A 17,469-nucleotide genomic window follows, 5' to 3' on the forward strand; every position below is an offset into this window, starting at 1 on the left:
TTATTACGGAGAGAGTTTCTCTACCGCTTTTCTCATGCACCGCACGGTGGCGCGTATTCGAGCCCCGGAAAGTACTTCTCCCACTCTTCCCGCGTGATCCTCGGCGTCGCCAACCGGCAGATCTCCTCAGCCACCCGCGCGGCGTCCGTCTGCCACAGCTGCACGCCGCTGCTCCCGATGGCGAGCGTATGCCCGTCGTCGCGGAACGCCAGCGAGTTGACCGTCGCGGCGAAGCCGGTGAGCTGCGCCGATTCGACCGGATTCCGCGGATCGGCCAGGTCCCAGACCCGCACGGTCCGGAACGCCGAAGCCGCCAGTTCCCGTCCGGTCGGGCCGAACGCGAGATGCCCGACACCTTCGGGATTGCCGCCCAGTTTCGCCAGCCGCACGGCGTGCGCGCGATCGGCGATGTCCCAGAGGTAGACGTTGCGATCGCTGCTGCCCGCGGCGAGCGTGTGACCGTCGGGGCTGAGCGCCATCTTGAACAACGCGCCGCCGTCGGGCCGCAGGCTCGACACCAGAGCGGGCCGTTTCGGGTCGGCGACGTCCCACAGCGTCACCACGGACGAGTCGAGACCTTGAGCCGCCGCCAGCGTCCGCCCGTCGGGGGTGAACGCGAGCGACCAGATCGTGCCGTCGCCGACCGGCAGGACCCGTGGTTCGGCGAACCGCGTGGCATCGCCGACGTCCCAGAGCTGGACCGGCCCGTCGTCGTGGCCGGAGGCGAAGGTCTTCCCATCCGGGCTGAACGCGAGCGAGTACGTGGGTTTCACCTCGGTCGACGCCGTCAGTTTCGGTGCCGTCGGATCGCTGATGTCCCAGCGCTGGAGCACGAACGTCCCGGCGACACCGGCACCGTCGTGCGCGGCCAGCGCGAGGCTGCGCCGGTCCGGGCTGAGCGCGACGGCGGTGACGGTGGCCGGGCCGGGGAGCTTCGCGAGCTGTCTCGGCGCGCGGAGGTCGTCCATCGCCCAGAGCCGCACGTCGTCCCCGGCGGTGACCAGGATCCGCCCCTGCTCGGTGAACAGGCCCGCGTTCCAGCCCGCGCTCGACGCCAGCGCCAGTTCGCCGACGTCCTGCAACCGGACGGTCCGGTCGGCGCTGGTGGACACGATGGTCTTGCCGTCCGGGGAGAACGCCGCCCACCAGATGGCGTTCGTGTGCCCGGACAGCGGCGGCAGTTCCTTCGCCTGTCCCGTGACGTCCCAGAGCCGGACGGACTGGTCGTCGCCCGCGGTCACCACGAGCCTGCCGCTCGGGCTGAACCCGGCTGCCCAGACCACGGCCGGGGTGGTCAACGTCGTCAGCGGACGCGGTGCCGCCGGATCGGCGACGTCCCACAGTTTCGCCGTGCGGTCCCAGCTGGTGGTGAGCAGCCGTTTTCCGTCCGGGCTCCACGACGGGGTGAGCTGCAGGTCCTGGTGTCCGGAAAGGACGGAGCGCTTCAGCGGCGCGGACGGCGTGGTGACGTCCCAGAGTTCCGCCGTCCAGTTCGTGTTCGTGACGGCGAGCAGCCTGCCGTCCGGGCTGAAGACGGCGCGTTCGAGCTGCTCGGCCGGGATCGCACCGAGCGGTTTCGGCGCGCCGAGGTCGCCGACGTCGGTGAGCCGGACGCTGTGGTCCACCGAGCCGGTGACGAGAACACGGCCGTCGGGGCTGAAATCGGTGGAGAGCACGGTGTCCTGGTGGCCGGTGACGTCGGCTTTCCGCACCGGACGCCGGGGATCGGTCAGATCCCACAGCCGGACCCGGTGGTCCCGGGTGGTGGTCGCCAAAGCCCGTCCGTCGCGGCTGAACGCGAGCGGCCCGCGGACCTCCTCCGAGCCGGGCAGCGTCGCCAGGAGCGCCGGACGCCGCGAATCGGCGATGGACCACACCTGCGTCGCCCGGTAGGAGTCGGCGGTGATCATGAGCTGCCCGCTCAGGGCCACCGTGACGTCACCGGGATCGAAGGTCATCCGGGTGGCGAAGGGCGCCGCCATGGACGCGAGCAGGCCGTCGTGGGTCTCCTGGATCGGCGCGAGCCGGTACGCGGCGAGGCTGAGCTGCGCCGACAGCGCCGGGTTCGACTCCCGCAACGTCTTCGCGTCGACCACGGCCTTGCGCGCGAGCGCGACGTTCCGCTGATCGGTCGCGGTGTTCTCGGCATCGACGGCGTACACGATCGCCACCACCGCCAGGATCAGCAGCACATGAAGGAGAACGACGAGCCTTCGCAGCCTCCGCGTCCGTTTGCGCCCGACGGCGGTCTCCTCCGCTTCGGCGTCGAGCCCGGCCTCCAGGAACCGCCGCTCGCGCATGCTCAACGCGTCCGGCTCCCTGGCCGCCCATTCGGCGGCGAGACCCAGCCGCGTGCCGCGGTAGAGGCTGCCCTTGTCGCGGTCCAGCGACTCCCACAGCTCGGTCGCCTCGGCCAGCTGCCGATGCAGGCGGTGTCCTTCGCGGTCCTCCGCGAGCCAGTCGCGCAGCCGGGGCCAGCTGCGGATCAAGGCCTCGTGCGCGATCTCCACGCCGTCGCGGTCGAGGACGAGCAGACGCGCGTCGGCGAGGCGTTCGAGGACTTCCGTGGTAGCAGGATCGTCGTCGAGTTCGCGCCGGTTGAGGCGGCGCTTCGTGTCTTCGGTGCCTTCGCCGAGCGCGGTCAGCCGCAGGAAGATCTGCCGGACGACGCTCTGCCTGTCCGGTTCGAGATCCGTGTGGACCGCCTCCGCGGTCTGCGCGATCGCGTTCAGGATCCCGCCCGCGGCCTCGTACGCCGCGCTGGTCAGCGTGATCCCCTGGCGCCGCCGCCAGGTCTCCAGCAGCGCGTGCGAGACGAGCGGGAGCATCGCGGGCTGGCCGGTGGCGTCGGCGACGAGCGTCGTGACCAGTGCCGCCTCGACCCGGCAGCCCGCGCGGACGGCGGGTTCGACGATCGCGGTCCGGAGTTCGTCCGCGGTCATCGGGCCGACCATCACCTGCGCGTCGGTCAGCGCCTCGACCAGACCGGCGTGACGGCAGAGGTGACCGTAGAAGTCCGCGCGGACGCCGAGGACGACCCGGGTCCCGTGCTCGTCGCCGGCGAGCGCGAGCAGCGCGTCGACGAACTTCTCGCGTTCGGTCTGGTCCCGGCAGAGCGTGTAGACCTCCTCGAACTGGTCGACGATCAGCAGCCGCCCCTCGGCGTCGATATCCGCTTCGAGCGGGTGCTCGCCCGGCGTGCGGAGGACGACAGGGCGTTCGCTCGCGGCCGCCAGCCCGGCCCGCAGGACGGACGACTTCCCCGAGCCCGACGCGCCGAAGACGCCGACGAGCCGTCGTTCGGCGAGCTTGCCCGTCAGCTCGGCGACCAGGCGCTCGCGGCCGAAGAACCGGCCGGCGTCGGCGGTCTGGAACGCGGCCAGCCCCAGGTACGGGAGCTCGGTGTCGTCCCGTTCGCCGGAGGCCGCGGCGAGCCCGGCGGCGACCGCGCGCCAGCGTTCCTCCCAGGCCGCGACGTCGCCACCGCACGCGGTGACGTACGCGGTCGTGACCGCGAGCCCCGGCAGCTTCCGGCCGCCCGCGGCTTCGGACAGCGCGGCCGCCGAGTAGCCGGCGCGGGTCGAAAGCTCGCGGTACGTCGGCCCTCCGGCCTTCTCGCGGAGCAGCCGGAGATCCGCCGCGAACCGCATGACGACGTCGTCGCCCGGCCCCAGCGGGCGCTCGCGTCTCGGCACCAGGCCCCCCGATCGTCGAAGCGTTATCGAATGGACATTGTTCACCGAAAACGGCCGGACACTGTACAAAAGTTCTGCGCTACAACCGATGGCGTGCCGATTCGAACCCCAGTGGTGAGTGTGGTCTTCGCCGGTGTCCCCGAACCGCCCGTGTCTTCGGAGCTGGAGGTGGTCGCCCATACCCCCGACGAACGCGAAGCGGTCTGGCACGCCATCGCGCTGCACCCGGACGTCCTCGTCCTGTCCGTTCACCCGCCCGCGCTCGACGGGCTCGCCGTGACACGCGAAGTGTCTTCCCGCGTACCGGGAACCGCGGTGCTCGCGCTGACCCCGCCCGGCGACAGCGACCTCGTGGTCGCCGCGATGCTCGCGGGCGCCCGCGGCGTCCTGTCCCGGAGCGCGGCCCACGACGATCTGGTCCGGTTCATCCGCGAGGTCGCGGCGGGCGCGGTCGTGTTCGGCGAACGCGCGGCGGACCGGCTCTACGGCCTGCTGGCCGCGTCCGAGCCGATCCGGGTGTTCCCGCGGCTGACCTCACGGGAGCACGAGGTGCTCGACCTCCTGGCGGGCGGGCTGGTGATCGCGCAGGTGGCACGGCAGCTGGGGCTCGCGACCAAAACCGTGCGCAACGTCGTGTCGTCGATCCACGCCAAGGTGGGCACGGACGACCGTGAGGTGCTGCTCGGCCAAGCCCGGAACGCCGGGCTTGGCCGTCATTCGTAACTGCGCGGCGTCCAGACCACGCCGTTCTCGGCGCGGGTCTTCGACGAACCCACGATCAACAGGCAGCGCATGTCCACTTCCGCCGGCTCCAGGGTGCCGAGGGTGACGACGCGGATGTCCTCCTCCGGTCCGCCGACGTCGCGGGCGACGACCACCGGGGTCTCCGGCGCGCGATGCCGCAGCAGGACGTCGCGGGCCTGCGCGAGCTGCGTGATCCGCGTGCGGGACGCCGGGTTGTACAGCGCGAGCACGAGATCCGCCGCGCCCGCCGCGTCGAGCCGTCGTTCGATGATCTCCCATGGTTTGAGCCGGTCGGACAGCGAAAGCACGCAGTAGTCGTGACCCAGCGGCGCGCCGACGCGGGACGCGGCCGCCTGCGCGGCGGTCACCCCCGGCACGATCCGCACCCTCGTGCCCGCGCCGTGCCCGGCGGCGACCTGCTCCAGCACGGCCGACGCCATCGCGAACACCCCGGGATCACCCGAGGAGACCACCGCGACCTTGGAGCCGTTCGCGGCCAGTTCCAGCGCCTCGACGGCGCGTTCGGCCTCGACCCGGTTGCCCGACGCGTGCCGCTGCTGGCCCGCGCGTTGCGGGACCCGTGCGACGTACGGGCCGTAGCCGACGATGTGCTCCGCCGCGGCCAGTTCCTCGGTCGCTTCGGGCGTCAGCCAGCCAGGGCCCGCCGGGCCGAGGCCGACGACCACGACTTCTCCGCCGGTGTGCGTTTCCCGCGTCCGGGGGGCTTCCGGTTCGTCGGCGAGCCGGGACGCGTACGCCGGGCTGGGCAGCAACGCGAGCGAGAAGTACGGCACCGACTCCGGGTCGACGTCGGCGAACGGCTCGACGCGCTGCGCCTGCCAGGTCGCGCGTTCGACGTAGAAGGCGTCGTCCAGCTTCCCGGCCTCGGCCAGCGCCTCACGGACGTTGCCGAACGTGCGGCCGAGTTTCAGCACCGCCGCGGCCTGCGTGTCGGCCAGGCGCCGCGCGAGCTCCGGCGCGGGCAGCGTGCCCGGGAGGATCGTGAGGACCTCGTCGCGCTGCACCAGCGGACGGCCGAGCACTGACGACGCCGCGCTGACCGACGTCACGCCGGGCACCACGGTCGCCTCGTAGCGGTCCGCGAGCCGTTCGTGCATGTACATGTAGGAGCCGTAGAAGAACGGGTCGCCTTCGCAGAGCACCACCACGTCGCGTCCGGCGTCGAGGTGTTCGGCGAGCCGCTTCGCGCTCAGCTCATAGAAGTCGGCGATGGCGCCTTCGTAGCCGCCGGGATGGTCGGTGGTCTCGGTCGTGACCGGGTAGACCAGCTTCTCTTCGAGCTGGCCGTCCCGAAGGTACGGCTCGGCGACCGACCGCGCGATGCTCCGGCCGTGCCGCGCGCTGTGATAGGCGATGACGTCGGCCTCGCCGATCAGCCGCGCGGCCTTGACCGTCATCAGTTCCGGGTCACCGGGCCCGAGCCCGACACCCCAGAGTTTCCCGAGCCCGCTCATTCGACCTCACTCGCCATCGCGTTGATCGCGGCGACGGCCATCGCGCTGCCGCCACGTCGTCCGTGCACCACCAGGTACGGCGCGGGTGCCCGCTCGGCGAGTTCCATTTTGGATTCGGCGGCGCCGACGAAACCCACCGGGACACCGATGATCGCCGCCGGGGCGCCGACCCCCTCGTCGAGCAGTTCCAGCAGGCGGAACAACGCGGTGGGCGCGTTGCCGATCGCCACCACGGAACCGGGCAGCTTGTCGCGCCAGAGTTCCAGCGCGGCCGCGGACCGGGTGGTGCCCATCCGCTCGGCCAGCCCCGGCACCTTCGGATCGGACAGCGTGCACAGCACCTCGTTGGCGGCAGGCAAACGTTTGCGGGTCACGCCGGAGGCGATCATGTTGGCATCGCAGAGGATCGGCGCACCCGCTTCGAGGGCGGCGCGGCCGGATTCCACGACGTCCAGGCTGTAGCGGAGGTCGTCGACCAGGTCGACCATCCCGCAGGCGTGGATCATCCGCACGGCCAGCACCGCGACGTCGTCGGGGAGGATCGCGAGATCCGCCTCCTCGCGGATGGTGGCGAACGAATGCCGGTAGATCTCGGCCCCGTCCCGGATGTAGTCGATCACTGCTGCCCCTTCACTTCGGCACTGCCCTTCTCCGCCAACGCCTTCGCCAGCTCGCCGACCGGGACGAACGCCCCGTCGACCAGATAGCCGTCCTCCGTCGCGAGGACGTCGACGTGCTCGTGCGCGGGTTTTCCACAACGCCGTGCACAACCGGCGAAATGAGCTCTCGGGGCCCGGCCGATCCGCGCCGCGTCGGCCCGGACGTCGGCCAGCGACTTCGCGCAGCCCGGCCGTCCGACGCAGGCGCTGATCCCGAGCGACGGCGCGTCCGGATCGGCGATCAGGCCCGTGTCCGGCTCCAGGGGACCGAGGACCAGGATGGATCGCCACGGGGTGACCACGGCGTCCCCGGCCCTCGCGATCGCGCGCGCCTGGGCCGAGGTCAGGCGGCCGAAGACCGGGGCGACCGCGATCGCGTCACCGATCGGCCCGATGGGCAGGCCGGGCCTGGTTTCGAAGCTTTGCGGCTCCTTTGTTTCGCCTGGTATACCCCTGATCAGGGGTTTCGTGTCGGCGAGTTCGCTGATCCGCCAGGCCGTCCCCCGTGTCCGGAGGAACGCGCGCGCGACCGAGAGCAGCGCGTCGACGGCGTGCTCGGCGGGAACGCGCAGGCCGGTGTCGTCGCCGGCGAGCAACACCGCGCCGTCGCGCCAGCAGACGTCGGTGCCTTCTCCCGCGACGTCTCCTTCGCCGCCGTCGAGCGCGAAGAGGAAGCGTCCAGGGAGTTCAGCGAGTTCGGGGTCGGCGCAGAGGGCTCTGTCGAGCGCGGCGGCAAGTTCCTGGGCGACGTCGCTCAGGGGCGAAGCAAGGATGTTGCGGACGCGTTCGTGCGACGGCGAGGGCAGCAGCCCGGCCTTGACGAGCCTGTCCGCGAGACCGGGACGGGTGACGCCGCGCAGCTGGACGTTGCCGCGCGAAGTGAGGTGGAGGGCGCCGTCGCCGAGGTCTTCGGCGGCGTCCGCGAGGGCCAGGAGCCTGTCCGCGGTGATGGCGCCGCCGGGCAACCGGACCCGGGCGAGCGGACCGTCCGCGGCGTCGTGCGTGGCGAAAACACCGGGGCACGCGTCGGCTCGGACACGTGCGCTCGTGGACATGCGCTCACTGTAGATGGCCCATCTTTTAAATGCGCACGGTCGGGAGGAGTAATCATCGGACCGAATGTAGTAGGTGTGCTACATTCGATCGCAGCACTGAGATGGGGGTGACCTATGAGAGATCCACACGACGTGATGATCTCCGTCCGAGATCTCCGGATGCGGTACGGGACGAACGACGTCCTCCACGGCGTGGACTTCACCGCGCACCGCGGCGAGGTGATCTGCCTGCTGGGGCCGAACGGCGCGGGCAAGACCACGACGATCGAGATCCTCGAAGGCTTCCGGATGCGGTCGGAGGGCGAGGTCAGCGTGCTGGGCATCGACCCGGCGCACGCGGACGAGGACTGGAGGGCGCGGCTGGGGGTCGTCCTGCAGTCCTGGCGTGACCACGCGAAATGGCGGGTGCGGGAGCTGCTGGAGCACCTGGGCGGTTACTACGCGCCGTACTCCACGGACCGCATCAAGCGGCCGTGGGATCCGGACGAGCTGATCGCCGCGGTCGGGCTGACGGCGCACGCGGACAAGCGGGTCCGGATGCTCTCGGGCGGGCAGCGGCGCCGCCTCGACGTCGCGATCGGCATCGTCGGCCGCCCGGAACTGCTGTTCCTCGACGAGCCGACCGCCGGGCTGGACCCGGAGGCGCGGCGCGAGTTCCACGAACTCGTGCACCGGCTGACCGATGACGACGACACGACGATCCTGCTCACCACGCACGACCTCGACGAGGCCGAGAAGCTGGCCGACCGGATCCTGATCCTGAACCACGGGCGGATCGTGGCCGACGGTTCGGCCGACGCGCTGAGCAGGCAGATCGCCGGCGAGGCCGAGGTGCGCTGGACGCTGGACGGCCAGCGGTTCGTGCACTCGACGACGGAATCGACGAAGTACGTGCACGAACTGTTCAAACAGCACGGGGAAGCCATCGGTGACCTGGAGGTCCGGCGGGCGTCGCTCGAAGACACGTACATGACCCTGGTCCGCAAGGCCGAGACGCCGCTCGTGGAGGTGGGTGCGCTGTGAACCCGGTTCAGCACAGTGTCCGGATGGGCGTCAAACGAGGCTGGCTCGAGACGCTGCAGACGATGACCAACCGCGAAGATCTGTTCAACACCTTCATCTTCCCGGCGATCTTCATCGTCGTCATGTTCTTCATGCGCGACGCGAAACTGCCGGGCATGGAGTTCTCGCTCGGCGCCGCGACCGTGCCGAGCGTGCTGGGCGCGGGCATCGTGTTCAGCGGCATGCTCGGCATGGCGGGCGTCCTCGCCGTCGAACGCGAGGACGGCACGCTCCTGCGTGCCAAGGCGACCCCGAACGGGATGCTCGGCTACCTCGTCGGCAAGGTCGTCACGATCTCCATCGGCACCGTCATCGGGATGCTGCTGGTGCTGATCCCCAGCCTGATCCTGTTCGACGGCATCGCCCCGGGCGGGCTGACGTCCTGGCTGGGCCTGCTGTGGGTACTGGTGCTCGGGCTGCTCGCGACCATGCCGCTCGGCGCGATCTTCGGCTCGCTGACCACCAACGCGCGCAGCATCGGCCTGATCATGCTGCCGACACTGGGCATCGGCGCGATCTCCGGGATCTTCTACCCGATCACCGCGCTGCCGGAGTGGCTCCAGGGCATCGGCCAGGTGTTCCCGATGTACTGGCTCGGCCTCGGCATGCGGTCGGCGCTGCTGCCGGACTCGACGGTGATGATCGAGATCGGGCACTCTTGGCGGCCTTGGGAGACCCTCGGCGTACTGTCCGCGTGGTCCGTGATCGGATTGGTACTGGCCCCGGTGGTCCTGCGGCGGATGGCGCGCCGCGAATCCGGGTCCTCGGTGGCGGCACGACGGGAAAAGGCGATGCAGCGAATTGGCTAGCTCATGAGCGAGGTCGTTTACAACCGGATCGCGATGCTGCGGGCGGAACGGGGCATCTCCCGCCGCGAGCTCGCCGATGCGCTGGGCGTGCACTACCAGACCATCGGCTATCTCGAACGCGGCGAGTACAGCCCGAGCCTCTACCTCGCGCTGCGGATCGCGGAGTTCTTCGAGGTGGCGGTGGAGATCATCTTCTCCACCGCCCCCTTCCCGCGGATCGGTGATTCCTCGTCGGAGCGGTCGGCGTGAGCCTGCTGGAGCGGGCACATGCTCACGCGGTCCGGCTGGGGCGGGATCGGGTCGGCGGCGAGGAACTCCTGCTCGCCATCCTCGACGAGAGTGTCGGGTACGCGCTTTTCAGCTCCCTGGGCGTCTCTCGCGATGTCCTCATCTGGCAACTGGAGAAAGCGGCCGCCTCGGACACGACACCGGCCGTCGAGACCGTCGAAGGCTTTCCGGTCACCGCCGAGGTCCGCGAAGTGCTGCGGCGCGACGGCTTCATCGAGTCGGTCGCCGGTTTGTCGGCGGCAGGCGGCGGACCGGCTCGCGTACTGGGCGAACACGGGGTGACGGAGGAGCTGATCCGGGAGGCCCATGCCCGGATCTGGGCTCCCCTGCTCGACGAGAACGCCGTCTGGGGCGGTCCTGGCCCCGGCACCCCGGTCCGCGGACCCGCCGACCCGCCGCCCGAGATCGATCTCCTGACTTCGGAGATCGCCGAATATCGGCGACGCAAGGAAGCGGCCGTCGACGCTCAGGAGTACAACCAGGCGGGCGTCATCCGTGACCAGGAGAAAAAGGTCGTTCGGCGGCGGTCCGAGCTGATCCGGGAATGGGCCGCGACCGTCGATCCGGTGATTCTCGCGGAGGCCGTCGTTTCTCTTCGGGAGGAGATCGCCATACTCCGACGGCCACGCAATTAGTCGACTAATTGCAGACGGTGGTGACTGGGCCCGAGCGCCACGCCACGCTCGCGTGACGCATTTAGAGGACTAATTGCGAGATTTCCGGATCACCCATCAGTGGGAAATGCACGGGTTTGTGGTGACTTAAAATTACGAACACTTGTTCGATTTTTTCGGGTATTCTGGAGGGGTGTCCGAGACTGTTCTTCCCGAGTTGCCGCAGGAGTTGTGGCGCGCTGGCAAGCTGGAGCTTGCGCATGGCGTGCAGCAGTTCTTGCAGGTGATGCGGGTCGCTTCCGCCGGTTTGGGGCGGTATCTGGCGGAGGTCGAGTCTCGGGGCGCGAAAGACTTGTTCGGGTATGGATCCACGGTTGCGTGGTTCGCGGATGTGGCGGGGCTTTCATGGGGTGAGGCCCGGCCGGTGGTGAATCAGGCGATCGCGTTGAATCCGACGCGGGCTCTCGATGGGAGTGCGCTTCCGGCTGTCGCACCCACTACCGCTGCGGTGGCGGCGGAGGGGTTGATCGGGGGCGAGCGGATCCAGCAGATCCTGGCGATCTTGGCGAGGATCCCGTCCACCACGTCGGTGGAGGATCGGGAGAGTGCGGAGAAGACCCTCGCCGACCTCGCCAGAAGCGCTGGGCCTCGTGAGCTGGTGAAGGCCGAGGCGAAGATTCTCGGCTGGCTCGACCCCGACGGCAACGAGCCGAAAGAGCCGGAGCCGAAGCAGCCGCGTCGGGAAGTCACGCTGGAGCGTCGCAAGGACGGGTTCTGGAAGCTGAACGGCCTGCTCGATGACGAGACCGGTGCCCGCACCGCCGCAGCGCTGGAGGCGTATGCGAAGCCGCGTCCGGTGGACGAATTCGGTCAGGCGGATCTGCGGATGAAGTGCGAACGGCTGGGCGACGCCTGGGCCGAACTTCTTGACCTCGCGATCGCGTGTCCTGATCAGCCCGGAACGAGCGGTTACCGGACGTTGGTGCACGTCACCATCGGGCTCGAAGAGCTCAAGTCTGGGATCGGGAAAGCGTGCCTGGACTTCGTCGGCACCATGACCGCTCGCGAGGCCAGGATGGCCGCCTGCGATTGCCTGATGCTGCCGGTGGTGATGAACGCGGCCGGGGAACCCCTCGACGTGGGACGACTACGCCGGTTCGTCACCCCAGGCCAGCGACGGGCACTGAACATCCGCGACCGAGGCTGCGCGTTCCCCGGATGTCATCGAAGACCCAAGAACTGTCACGCTCACCATATTGAGCATTGGGCAGACGGCGGACCCACCGACCTCCGGAACCTCGTACTCCTCTGCAGCTTCCACCACCGCCTGATCCACCACGGCGACTGGCAAGTCCGCATGGCAGCCGACGGACTCCCCGAGTTCATCCCACCCCAGTACCTGGACCCGCTCCGAAGATCCCGGCGCAACACCCTCCACCGCGCCCCGGCCTAACCTGCACGACCCGAGGAGCCCGCCACCCACACCGGCGACGGGCCCCTCGGCATGCCCGCGGACCGCATCCGACCGGCACATCCGCTCCCAACTCACCCGTCGCCTGGGTCGGGGTGGTCGTGAGTGGCGATTCGGGTTAGAGCGGACCTGCATTTACCTACCCACGCCTGAGCTGCGCGAGGGTGGCGGTTCAGCGGCCGCCGGGCTCGACGGTGCAGGAATTGGGACATTGAGTGTCCCGATTCCTGCACCGTCGCGTGGATCGCCCGGCCTCGGACCTTGATCAACGGAGGATCGGGGACACTCAACGTCCCCGATCCTCCGTTGATCAAGGTCGTACCGGTCACGACCGGCCGCAGACGAGATGACAGGGGAGGATTCCGGACGTTCAACGTCCCAATTCCTCCGCGCTCGGCCGCCAGTCACACCAGTGGGTAGGTAAATACGATTCGGGTTCTAACCCGAATCGCCACTCACGACCACCTTGACCAGCACGAACACCGCGCCACCCCGTCTGAAGGACACATCACCTTGACTCCCGCCGGACCGCACCGGAGAGTGAGCGGGAACCCGCGCGACGGCAGAGGGAGGAACCCGGTGAGAGTCCGGGGCGGTCCCGCCACTGTCACCCCGACGGAGCCCGCACAGGCACCGGAGAGGGAAGCCAGGAACTCCGGCCGTCGCGACCGCACGACCCGGGGCGCGGACACCCCGAGTGAGGACTGCCGTGATCCTGCTTCTGTCCACTTCGGACACCGACCTGCTCAGCGCACGCGCCAGCGAGGCCGACTATCGGCTGGCCAACCCCGCCCGGCTCGATCTGAGCGAGCTGCCCACGTTGCTCGACGGCGCCAAGATCGTCGTCGTCCGGATCCTCGGGTCCGAGCGGAGCTGGCAGGAAGGGCTCGACACGGTCCGCGCGAGCGGCGCGCACGTGGTGGTCCTCGGCGGCGAGCAGACGCCGGACGCGCAGCTCATGAAGCTGTCCACGGTCCCGGCGGGCACGGCGGCGGAGGCGCACGCGTATCTCGCGCAGGGCGGCCCCGCCAACCTCACCCAGCTCCACCGATTCCTGAGCGACACGCTTCTGCTCACGGGTGACGGCTTCGAGCCGCCCGCCGTGCAGCCGCTGTGGGGCGTCCTCGAACGCGAGCCGAAACACACCGAAGGCCCGGTCATCGCGATCCTCTACTACCGCGCGCATCACCTGTCCGGGAACACCGAGTTCGTCCACGCCCTCTCCGACGCCATCGAGGCCGCCGGGGGCCGCGCGCTCCCGATCCACTGCGCGTCCCTGCGCACCCGCGAGCCGGAGATGATGGCCGAGCTGGCCAAGGCCGACGCGCTCCTGGTCACCGTGCTGGCCGCCGGCGGCACGAAGCCGTCCGAGGTCGGCGCCGGCGGGGACGACGAAGCGTGGGACGTCGCCGAGATGGCCGCGCTCAACATCCCGATCCTCCAGGCGCTCTGCCTCACCAGCGACCGCGAGACCTGGTCCGCCAACGACGACGGGCTCTCCCCGCTCGACGCGGGCAACCAGATGGCCGTCCCCGAGTTCGACGGCCGGCTCATCACCGTCCCGTTCTCGTTCAAGGAGATCGACGACGACGGCCTCCCCAAGTACGTGCCGGACGCCGAGCGCGCTTCGCGGGTCGCCAAGATCGCGCTCGCCCACGCCCGCCTGCGGCACACGCCGCCGCGGGAGCGCCGGATCGCGTTGATGCTGTCCGCGTACCCGACGAAGCACTCCCGCGTCGGCAACGCCGTCGGCCTCGACACCCCCGCGTCCGCGATCGAGCTGCTGCGCCGCATGCGCGACCAGGGCTACGACCTCGGCGAGGACCCGTTCCCCGGCGTCGAGCCCACCGGCACCGACCAGCCGGACGGCGACGCCCTGATCCACGCGCTCATCGCCGCGGGCGGCCAGGATCCGGAGTGGCTCACCGAGGAACAGCTCTCCGGCAACCCGATCCGTGTCCCCGCGGACAAGTACCGCGCGTGGTTCGCCGAACTGCCCGCCGAACTTCGCGAGGGCATGGAGGAGCACTGGGGTCCCGCCCCAGGCGAGCTCTACGTCGACAACGGCGACATCGTGCTCGCGTCTCTGCAGTCCGGCAACGTCATCCTGATGATCCAGCCGCCGCGCGGATTCGGCGAGAACCCGGTGGCGATCTACCACAACCCGGACCTCCCGCCGAGCCACCACTATCTGGCCGCGTACCGCTGGCTGGAGGAGGAGTTCGGCGCGCACGCCGTCGTCCACCTCGGCAAACACGGTTCGCTGGAATGGCTTCCCGGCAAGACCGCGGGTCTTTCGGACTCCTGCGCGCCGGACGCCGTCCTCGGCAACCTGCCGCTGATCTACCCGTTCCTGATCAACGACCCGGGCGAGGGCGCGCAGGCGAAACGGCGCGCGCACGCCACGATCGTCGACCACCTGATCCCGCCGATGGCCCGTGCCGAGAGCTACGGCGACATGGCCCGCCTCGAGCAGCTCCTCGACGAGCACGCCAACATCGCCGCGATGGACCCGGCGAAGCTACCCGCGGTCCGCGCGCAGATCTGGACGCTGATCCAGGCCGCGAAGCTGGACCACGACCTCGGTGTCGAGGAACGCCCGCACGACGCGGAGTTCGACGACTTCCTGCTGCACATCGACGGCTGGCTGTGCGAGGTCAAGGACGCCCAGATCCGCGACGGCCTGCACATCCTCGGTGCCGCGCCGGAAGGCGAGGCGCGGATCAACCTCGTGCTCGCGATGCTGCGCGCCCAGCAGATGTGGGGCGGTAAACAGGGCGCTGTCCCCGGCCTGCGCTCCGCCTTGGGGCTCAAGGAGAACAGCGACGCGCCACTGTCCGAAGTGGACGCCATCGAGCAGACCGCCCGGTCGCTCGTCGAGGCGATGGAGGCCAGGGACTGGTCCCCCGCCGCCGTCGCCGAGGTCGTCGCCGAAGTGCCGGAACACCAGGAGGTCGCGCGCGTGCTGACCTTCGCCGCGACCGAGATCGTGCCACGGCTGGCGGGCACCGGCGCCGAGATCGACGCCGTGCTCCACGCGCTCGACGGCGGCTACATCCCGGCGGGCCCCAGCGGTTCTCCCCTGCGCGGCCTGATCAACGTGCTGCCGACCGGCCGCAACTTCTACACCGTCGACCCGAAGGCCATCCCGAGCCGCCTCGCCTGGGAGACCGGCCAGGCCCTTGCCGACTCGCTTCTCCGCCGGTACAAGGAAGACACCGGCGACTGGCCGCGTTCGGTCGGCCTCTCGGTGTGGGGCACGTCGGCCATGCGCACCTCGGGTGACGACGCCGCGGAAGTCCTGGCCCTGCTGGGAGTCCAGCCGGTCTGGGACGAGGCGTCGCGGCGGGTCACCGGGATCGAGGCGATCCCGCTCGCCGAACTCGGGCGCCCGCGCGTCGACGTCACCGTGCGGATCAGCGGGTTCTTCCGCGACGCCTTCCCGCACGTGATCACGCTGCTCGACGACGCCGTGCGCCTGGTCGCGAACCTGGACGAACCGGACGAGCAGAACTTCGTGCGCGCCCACACCCGCGCGGATCTGGCCGCGCACGGCGACGAACGCCGGGCCACCACGAGGATCTTCGGCTCCAAACCCGGCGCGTACGGAGCGGGCCTGCTGCCGCTGATGGATTCCGGGAACTGGCGCGACGACAAGGATCTCGCCGAGGTCTACGCGGTCTGGGGCGGGTTCGCCTACGGCCGCGACCTCGACGGCAGGCCGGCGCGCGAGGACATGGAGAACTCGTACAAGCGGATCGTGGTCGCGGCCAAGAACACCGACACCCGTGAGCACGACATCGCCGACTCCGACGACTATTTCCAGTACCACGGCGGGATGATCGCGACGGTCCGCGCGCTGACCGGCACCGCGCCCGCGTCCTACGTCGGTGACAGCACCACGCCGGACGCGGTCCGCACCCGCACCCTCGGCGAGGAGACCGCCCGCGTCTTCCGGGCCCGGGTGGTCAATCCGCGCTGGCTCGCGGCGATGCGCAAGCACGGTTACAAGGGTGCCTTCGAGCTGGCGGCGACGGTCGACTACCTCTTCGGTTTCGACGCCACGGCCGGGGTGGTCGGCGACTGGATGTACGAGAAGCTCACCGAGTCCTACGTGCTCGACGAGGTCAATCAGGAATTCCTGCGCCAGGCCAACCCGTGGGCGTTGCGCGGCATCATCGAGCGGCTGAACGAGGCGGCCGATCGGGGGCTGTGGGCGGAGCCCGACGCCGATCTTTTGGCTCAACTGCGCGAGGTCTACTTATCGCTGGAGGGGGACCTCGAAGCCTGACATCACCCGCTGGAACCGGGGCATAGCACTCCCGGCGGTACCAGTGTCGTATGCGCAGAACTTAGCGTGACAAGGGCGGTGGGATGACAACGATCGGGAGGACAGCGATGATCAAGCGTCTGTTGAAGGTCGTGCTTCGCCACGGTTGCTGCTCGGCGTGCACCGGTCAGGGCTGCGGCTGCTGCGACGCCTGCAAGTAGTTCACAGGTGGACACCCGCGATGTGGGTGTTCGCGCGGCGGACGTCGGCGGCGAGGGCAGGCACCTCGATCACCCGGCGTCCGGCCGCCTCCAGTGTCTCGGCGCCGACGCAGTCGACGAACACCGACGGCTCGCGCCAGGCGAACACGACGCGCGGGATGCCGGCGTCGAGGATGAGCTGGGTGCAGCTTCGCGGATGTGACGTCCGCGAGCTGCACGGCTCCAGCGACGTGTACATCGTCGCCTCCGCCAGTCTCGGGTCCCCGGGTTCGAGTTTGGCGAGCGCGGCTTCTTCGGCGTGGTTGGCGGGATCCCCGTCGCCCGAGTAGCCGGTGGAGATCACTTCGCCGCCGGCGTCGGTGATGACCGCGCCGACGCGGAAAGTCCGCGGCGGACAGTTCTCGGCGAGGGCGATGGCCTCACGTAGCCGCAGGATGTCCACTTCGGACGGTTCCGGCGTGGCGTGGTACTCCAGCACGGCGATGTCGCCCAGCCGCGTGCTGCCGACGAGCGTGAGGCCGCGCGGGAACGCGCCGGGCCCGGTGAACCGGGGGGCTCGCGGGTCACCGACGAAGAACGGCGCGACGGCCAGGTGGAGTTCGTCGACGAGCCCCTCGGTGAGAAACTGCGTGTGGATCGCGCCGCCGCCTTCGACCATCAGCCGCCGCACGCCCCGCGCGTGGAGGTCGGCCAGCATTCCGCGCAGGTCCACCAGGTCGACGACCGTCGCCTTCACCCCGGTGACGACGCCGGGCGGCGCGTAGACCAGCTTCTCCGCGTCCCCGACGGTGAAGAACTGCGCCGCCGGATCGAGCGACCCGCCGCGGGTGAGCGTGACCTTGACCGGTTGTTCCGGGCGGCCGGCCGCGACCCGTCCGGCGACCAGCTCCGGCGAGCGGACCAGCAGGCGCGGGTCGTCCGCGCGGACCGTGTTCGCGCCGACGAGGATCGCGTCGGACGCGGCGCGCAGCCCGTCCACCCTGGCCCAGTCGTCCTCGTTGGACAGCACCAGGCGGGTGTCGGTCGCGTCGTCGAGGTATCCGTCCAGCGAAACCGCGGCGGACAGCAGGACGTGGGGTCGTTCGGTCACGCCCGCCAGTATGCCC

At 70.1% G+C, this 17,469-nt stretch carries 12 protein-coding genes and 1 riboswitch; of the genes, 7 read left to right on the forward strand and 5 right to left on the reverse strand.

Going from position 1 to position 17,469, the window contains the following annotated elements:
- Window positions 1-32: 32 nt before the first annotated feature.
- The gene (locus IE302_RS30830; RefSeq protein ID WP_191257951.1) at window positions 33-3,695 is read right to left on the reverse strand and encodes an nSTAND1 domain-containing NTPase; all 3,663 of its coding nucleotides are present in this window, start codon (window positions 3,693-3,695) and stop codon (window positions 33-35) included.
- A gap of 93 nt (window positions 3,696-3,788) precedes the next feature.
- Here IE302_RS30830 and IE302_RS30835 point away from each other — a divergent pair, with 93 nt between their 5' ends.
- On the forward strand, window positions 3,789-4,418 hold the full coding sequence (locus IE302_RS30835) for a LuxR C-terminal-related transcriptional regulator (protein ID WP_229908033.1): 630 nt from the start codon (window positions 3,789-3,791) through the stop codon (window positions 4,416-4,418).
- Here the strand turns inward: IE302_RS30835 and IE302_RS30840 are convergent.
- The 3 genes from IE302_RS30840 to IE302_RS30850 are packed head-to-tail and all read right to left on the reverse strand — an operon-like array spanning window position 4,409 to window position 7,628.
- A complete protein-coding gene (locus tag IE302_RS30840; protein ID WP_191257952.1) occupies window positions 4,409-5,914 on the reverse strand; it encodes a precorrin-2 C(20)-methyltransferase in 1,506 nt (501 codons plus the stop codon). The two genes, IE302_RS30835 and IE302_RS30840, sit on opposite strands and share 10 nt — an antisense overlap.
- Window positions 5,911-6,534, reverse strand: coding sequence for a precorrin-8X methylmutase (locus IE302_RS30845; RefSeq protein WP_191257953.1), 624 nt, complete (start codon window positions 6,532-6,534; stop codon window positions 5,911-5,913). The genes IE302_RS30840 and IE302_RS30845 overlap by 4 nt, the downstream gene beginning before the upstream one ends.
- Window positions 6,531-7,628 (reverse strand): ferredoxin-like domain-containing protein, encoded by a 1,098-nt coding sequence (locus IE302_RS30850; RefSeq protein WP_191257954.1) that lies wholly within the window; start codon window positions 7,626-7,628, stop codon window positions 6,531-6,533. Before IE302_RS30850 ends, IE302_RS30845 begins: the two co-directional genes overlap by 4 nt.
- 114 nt (window positions 7,629-7,742) lie before the next feature.
- On the opposite strand from IE302_RS30850, the gene IE302_RS30855 reads away from it, so the two are divergent.
- The 6 genes from IE302_RS30855 (at window position 7,743) to cobN (ending at window position 16,163) form a co-directional block, all read left to right on the forward strand.
- Window positions 7,743-8,651 (forward strand): ABC transporter ATP-binding protein, encoded by a 909-nt coding sequence (locus tag IE302_RS30855; RefSeq protein WP_191257955.1) that lies wholly within the window; start codon window positions 7,743-7,745, stop codon window positions 8,649-8,651.
- A gap of 23 nt (window positions 8,652-8,674) precedes the next feature.
- A complete protein-coding gene (locus IE302_RS30860) occupies window positions 8,675-9,499 on the forward strand; it encodes an ABC transporter permease (RefSeq protein WP_373308043.1) in 825 nt (274 codons plus the stop codon).
- A gap of 3 nt (window positions 9,500-9,502) precedes the next feature.
- On the forward strand, window positions 9,503-9,748 hold the full coding sequence (locus tag IE302_RS30865) for a helix-turn-helix transcriptional regulator (RefSeq protein ID WP_005162705.1): 246 nt from the start codon (window positions 9,503-9,505) through the stop codon (window positions 9,746-9,748).
- A complete protein-coding gene (locus tag IE302_RS30870; RefSeq protein ID WP_191257957.1) occupies window positions 9,745-10,422 on the forward strand; it encodes a UvrB/UvrC motif-containing protein in 678 nt (225 codons plus the stop codon). Before IE302_RS30865 ends, IE302_RS30870 begins: the two co-directional genes overlap by 4 nt.
- A 172-nt stretch (window positions 10,423-10,594) precedes the next feature.
- Window positions 10,595-11,854, forward strand: coding sequence for an HNH endonuclease signature motif containing protein (locus tag IE302_RS30875; protein WP_229908034.1), 1,260 nt, complete (start codon window positions 10,595-10,597; stop codon window positions 11,852-11,854).
- A gap of 587 nt (window positions 11,855-12,441) precedes the next feature.
- Window positions 12,442-12,528: riboswitch (cobalamin riboswitch) on the forward strand.
- 53 nt (window positions 12,529-12,581) lie between these two features.
- Window positions 12,582-16,163, forward strand: a complete 3,582-nt coding sequence (cobN, locus tag IE302_RS30880; protein ID WP_191257959.1) for a cobaltochelatase subunit CobN — start codon at window positions 12,582-12,584, stop codon at window positions 16,161-16,163.
- Between the two features lie 201 nt (window positions 16,164-16,364).
- On the opposite strand, the gene IE302_RS30885 is transcribed toward cobN, so the two are convergent.
- Window positions 16,365-17,453: a dihydrofolate reductase family protein gene (locus IE302_RS30885; protein WP_191257960.1), complete on the reverse strand. Its 1,089-nt coding sequence runs from the start codon at window positions 17,451-17,453 to the stop codon at window positions 16,365-16,367.
- Between the last annotated feature and the right edge of the window lie 16 nt (window positions 17,454-17,469).

This window comes from Amycolatopsis oliviviridis (genome assembly GCF_014654365.1).
GTDB lineage: Bacteria > Actinomycetota > Actinomycetes > Mycobacteriales > Pseudonocardiaceae > Amycolatopsis > Amycolatopsis oliviviridis.

Coding starts and splice junctions, on each gene's coding strand:
- IE302_RS30860 (WP_373308043.1), top strand. CDS start 8,675: ATGGGCGTCAAACGAGGCTGGCTCGAGACGCTGCAGACGATGACCAAC.
- IE302_RS30850 (WP_191257954.1), bottom strand. CDS start 7,628: ATGTCCACGAGCGCACGTGTCCGAGCCGACGCGTGCCCCGGTGTTTTC.
- IE302_RS30840 (WP_191257952.1), bottom strand. CDS start 5,914: ATGAGCGGGCTCGGGAAACTCTGGGGTGTCGGGCTCGGGCCCGGTGAC.
- IE302_RS30855 (WP_191257955.1), top strand. CDS start 7,743: ATGAGAGATCCACACGACGTGATGATCTCCGTCCGAGATCTCCGGATG.
- IE302_RS30865 (WP_005162705.1), top strand. CDS start 9,503: ATGAGCGAGGTCGTTTACAACCGGATCGCGATGCTGCGGGCGGAACGG.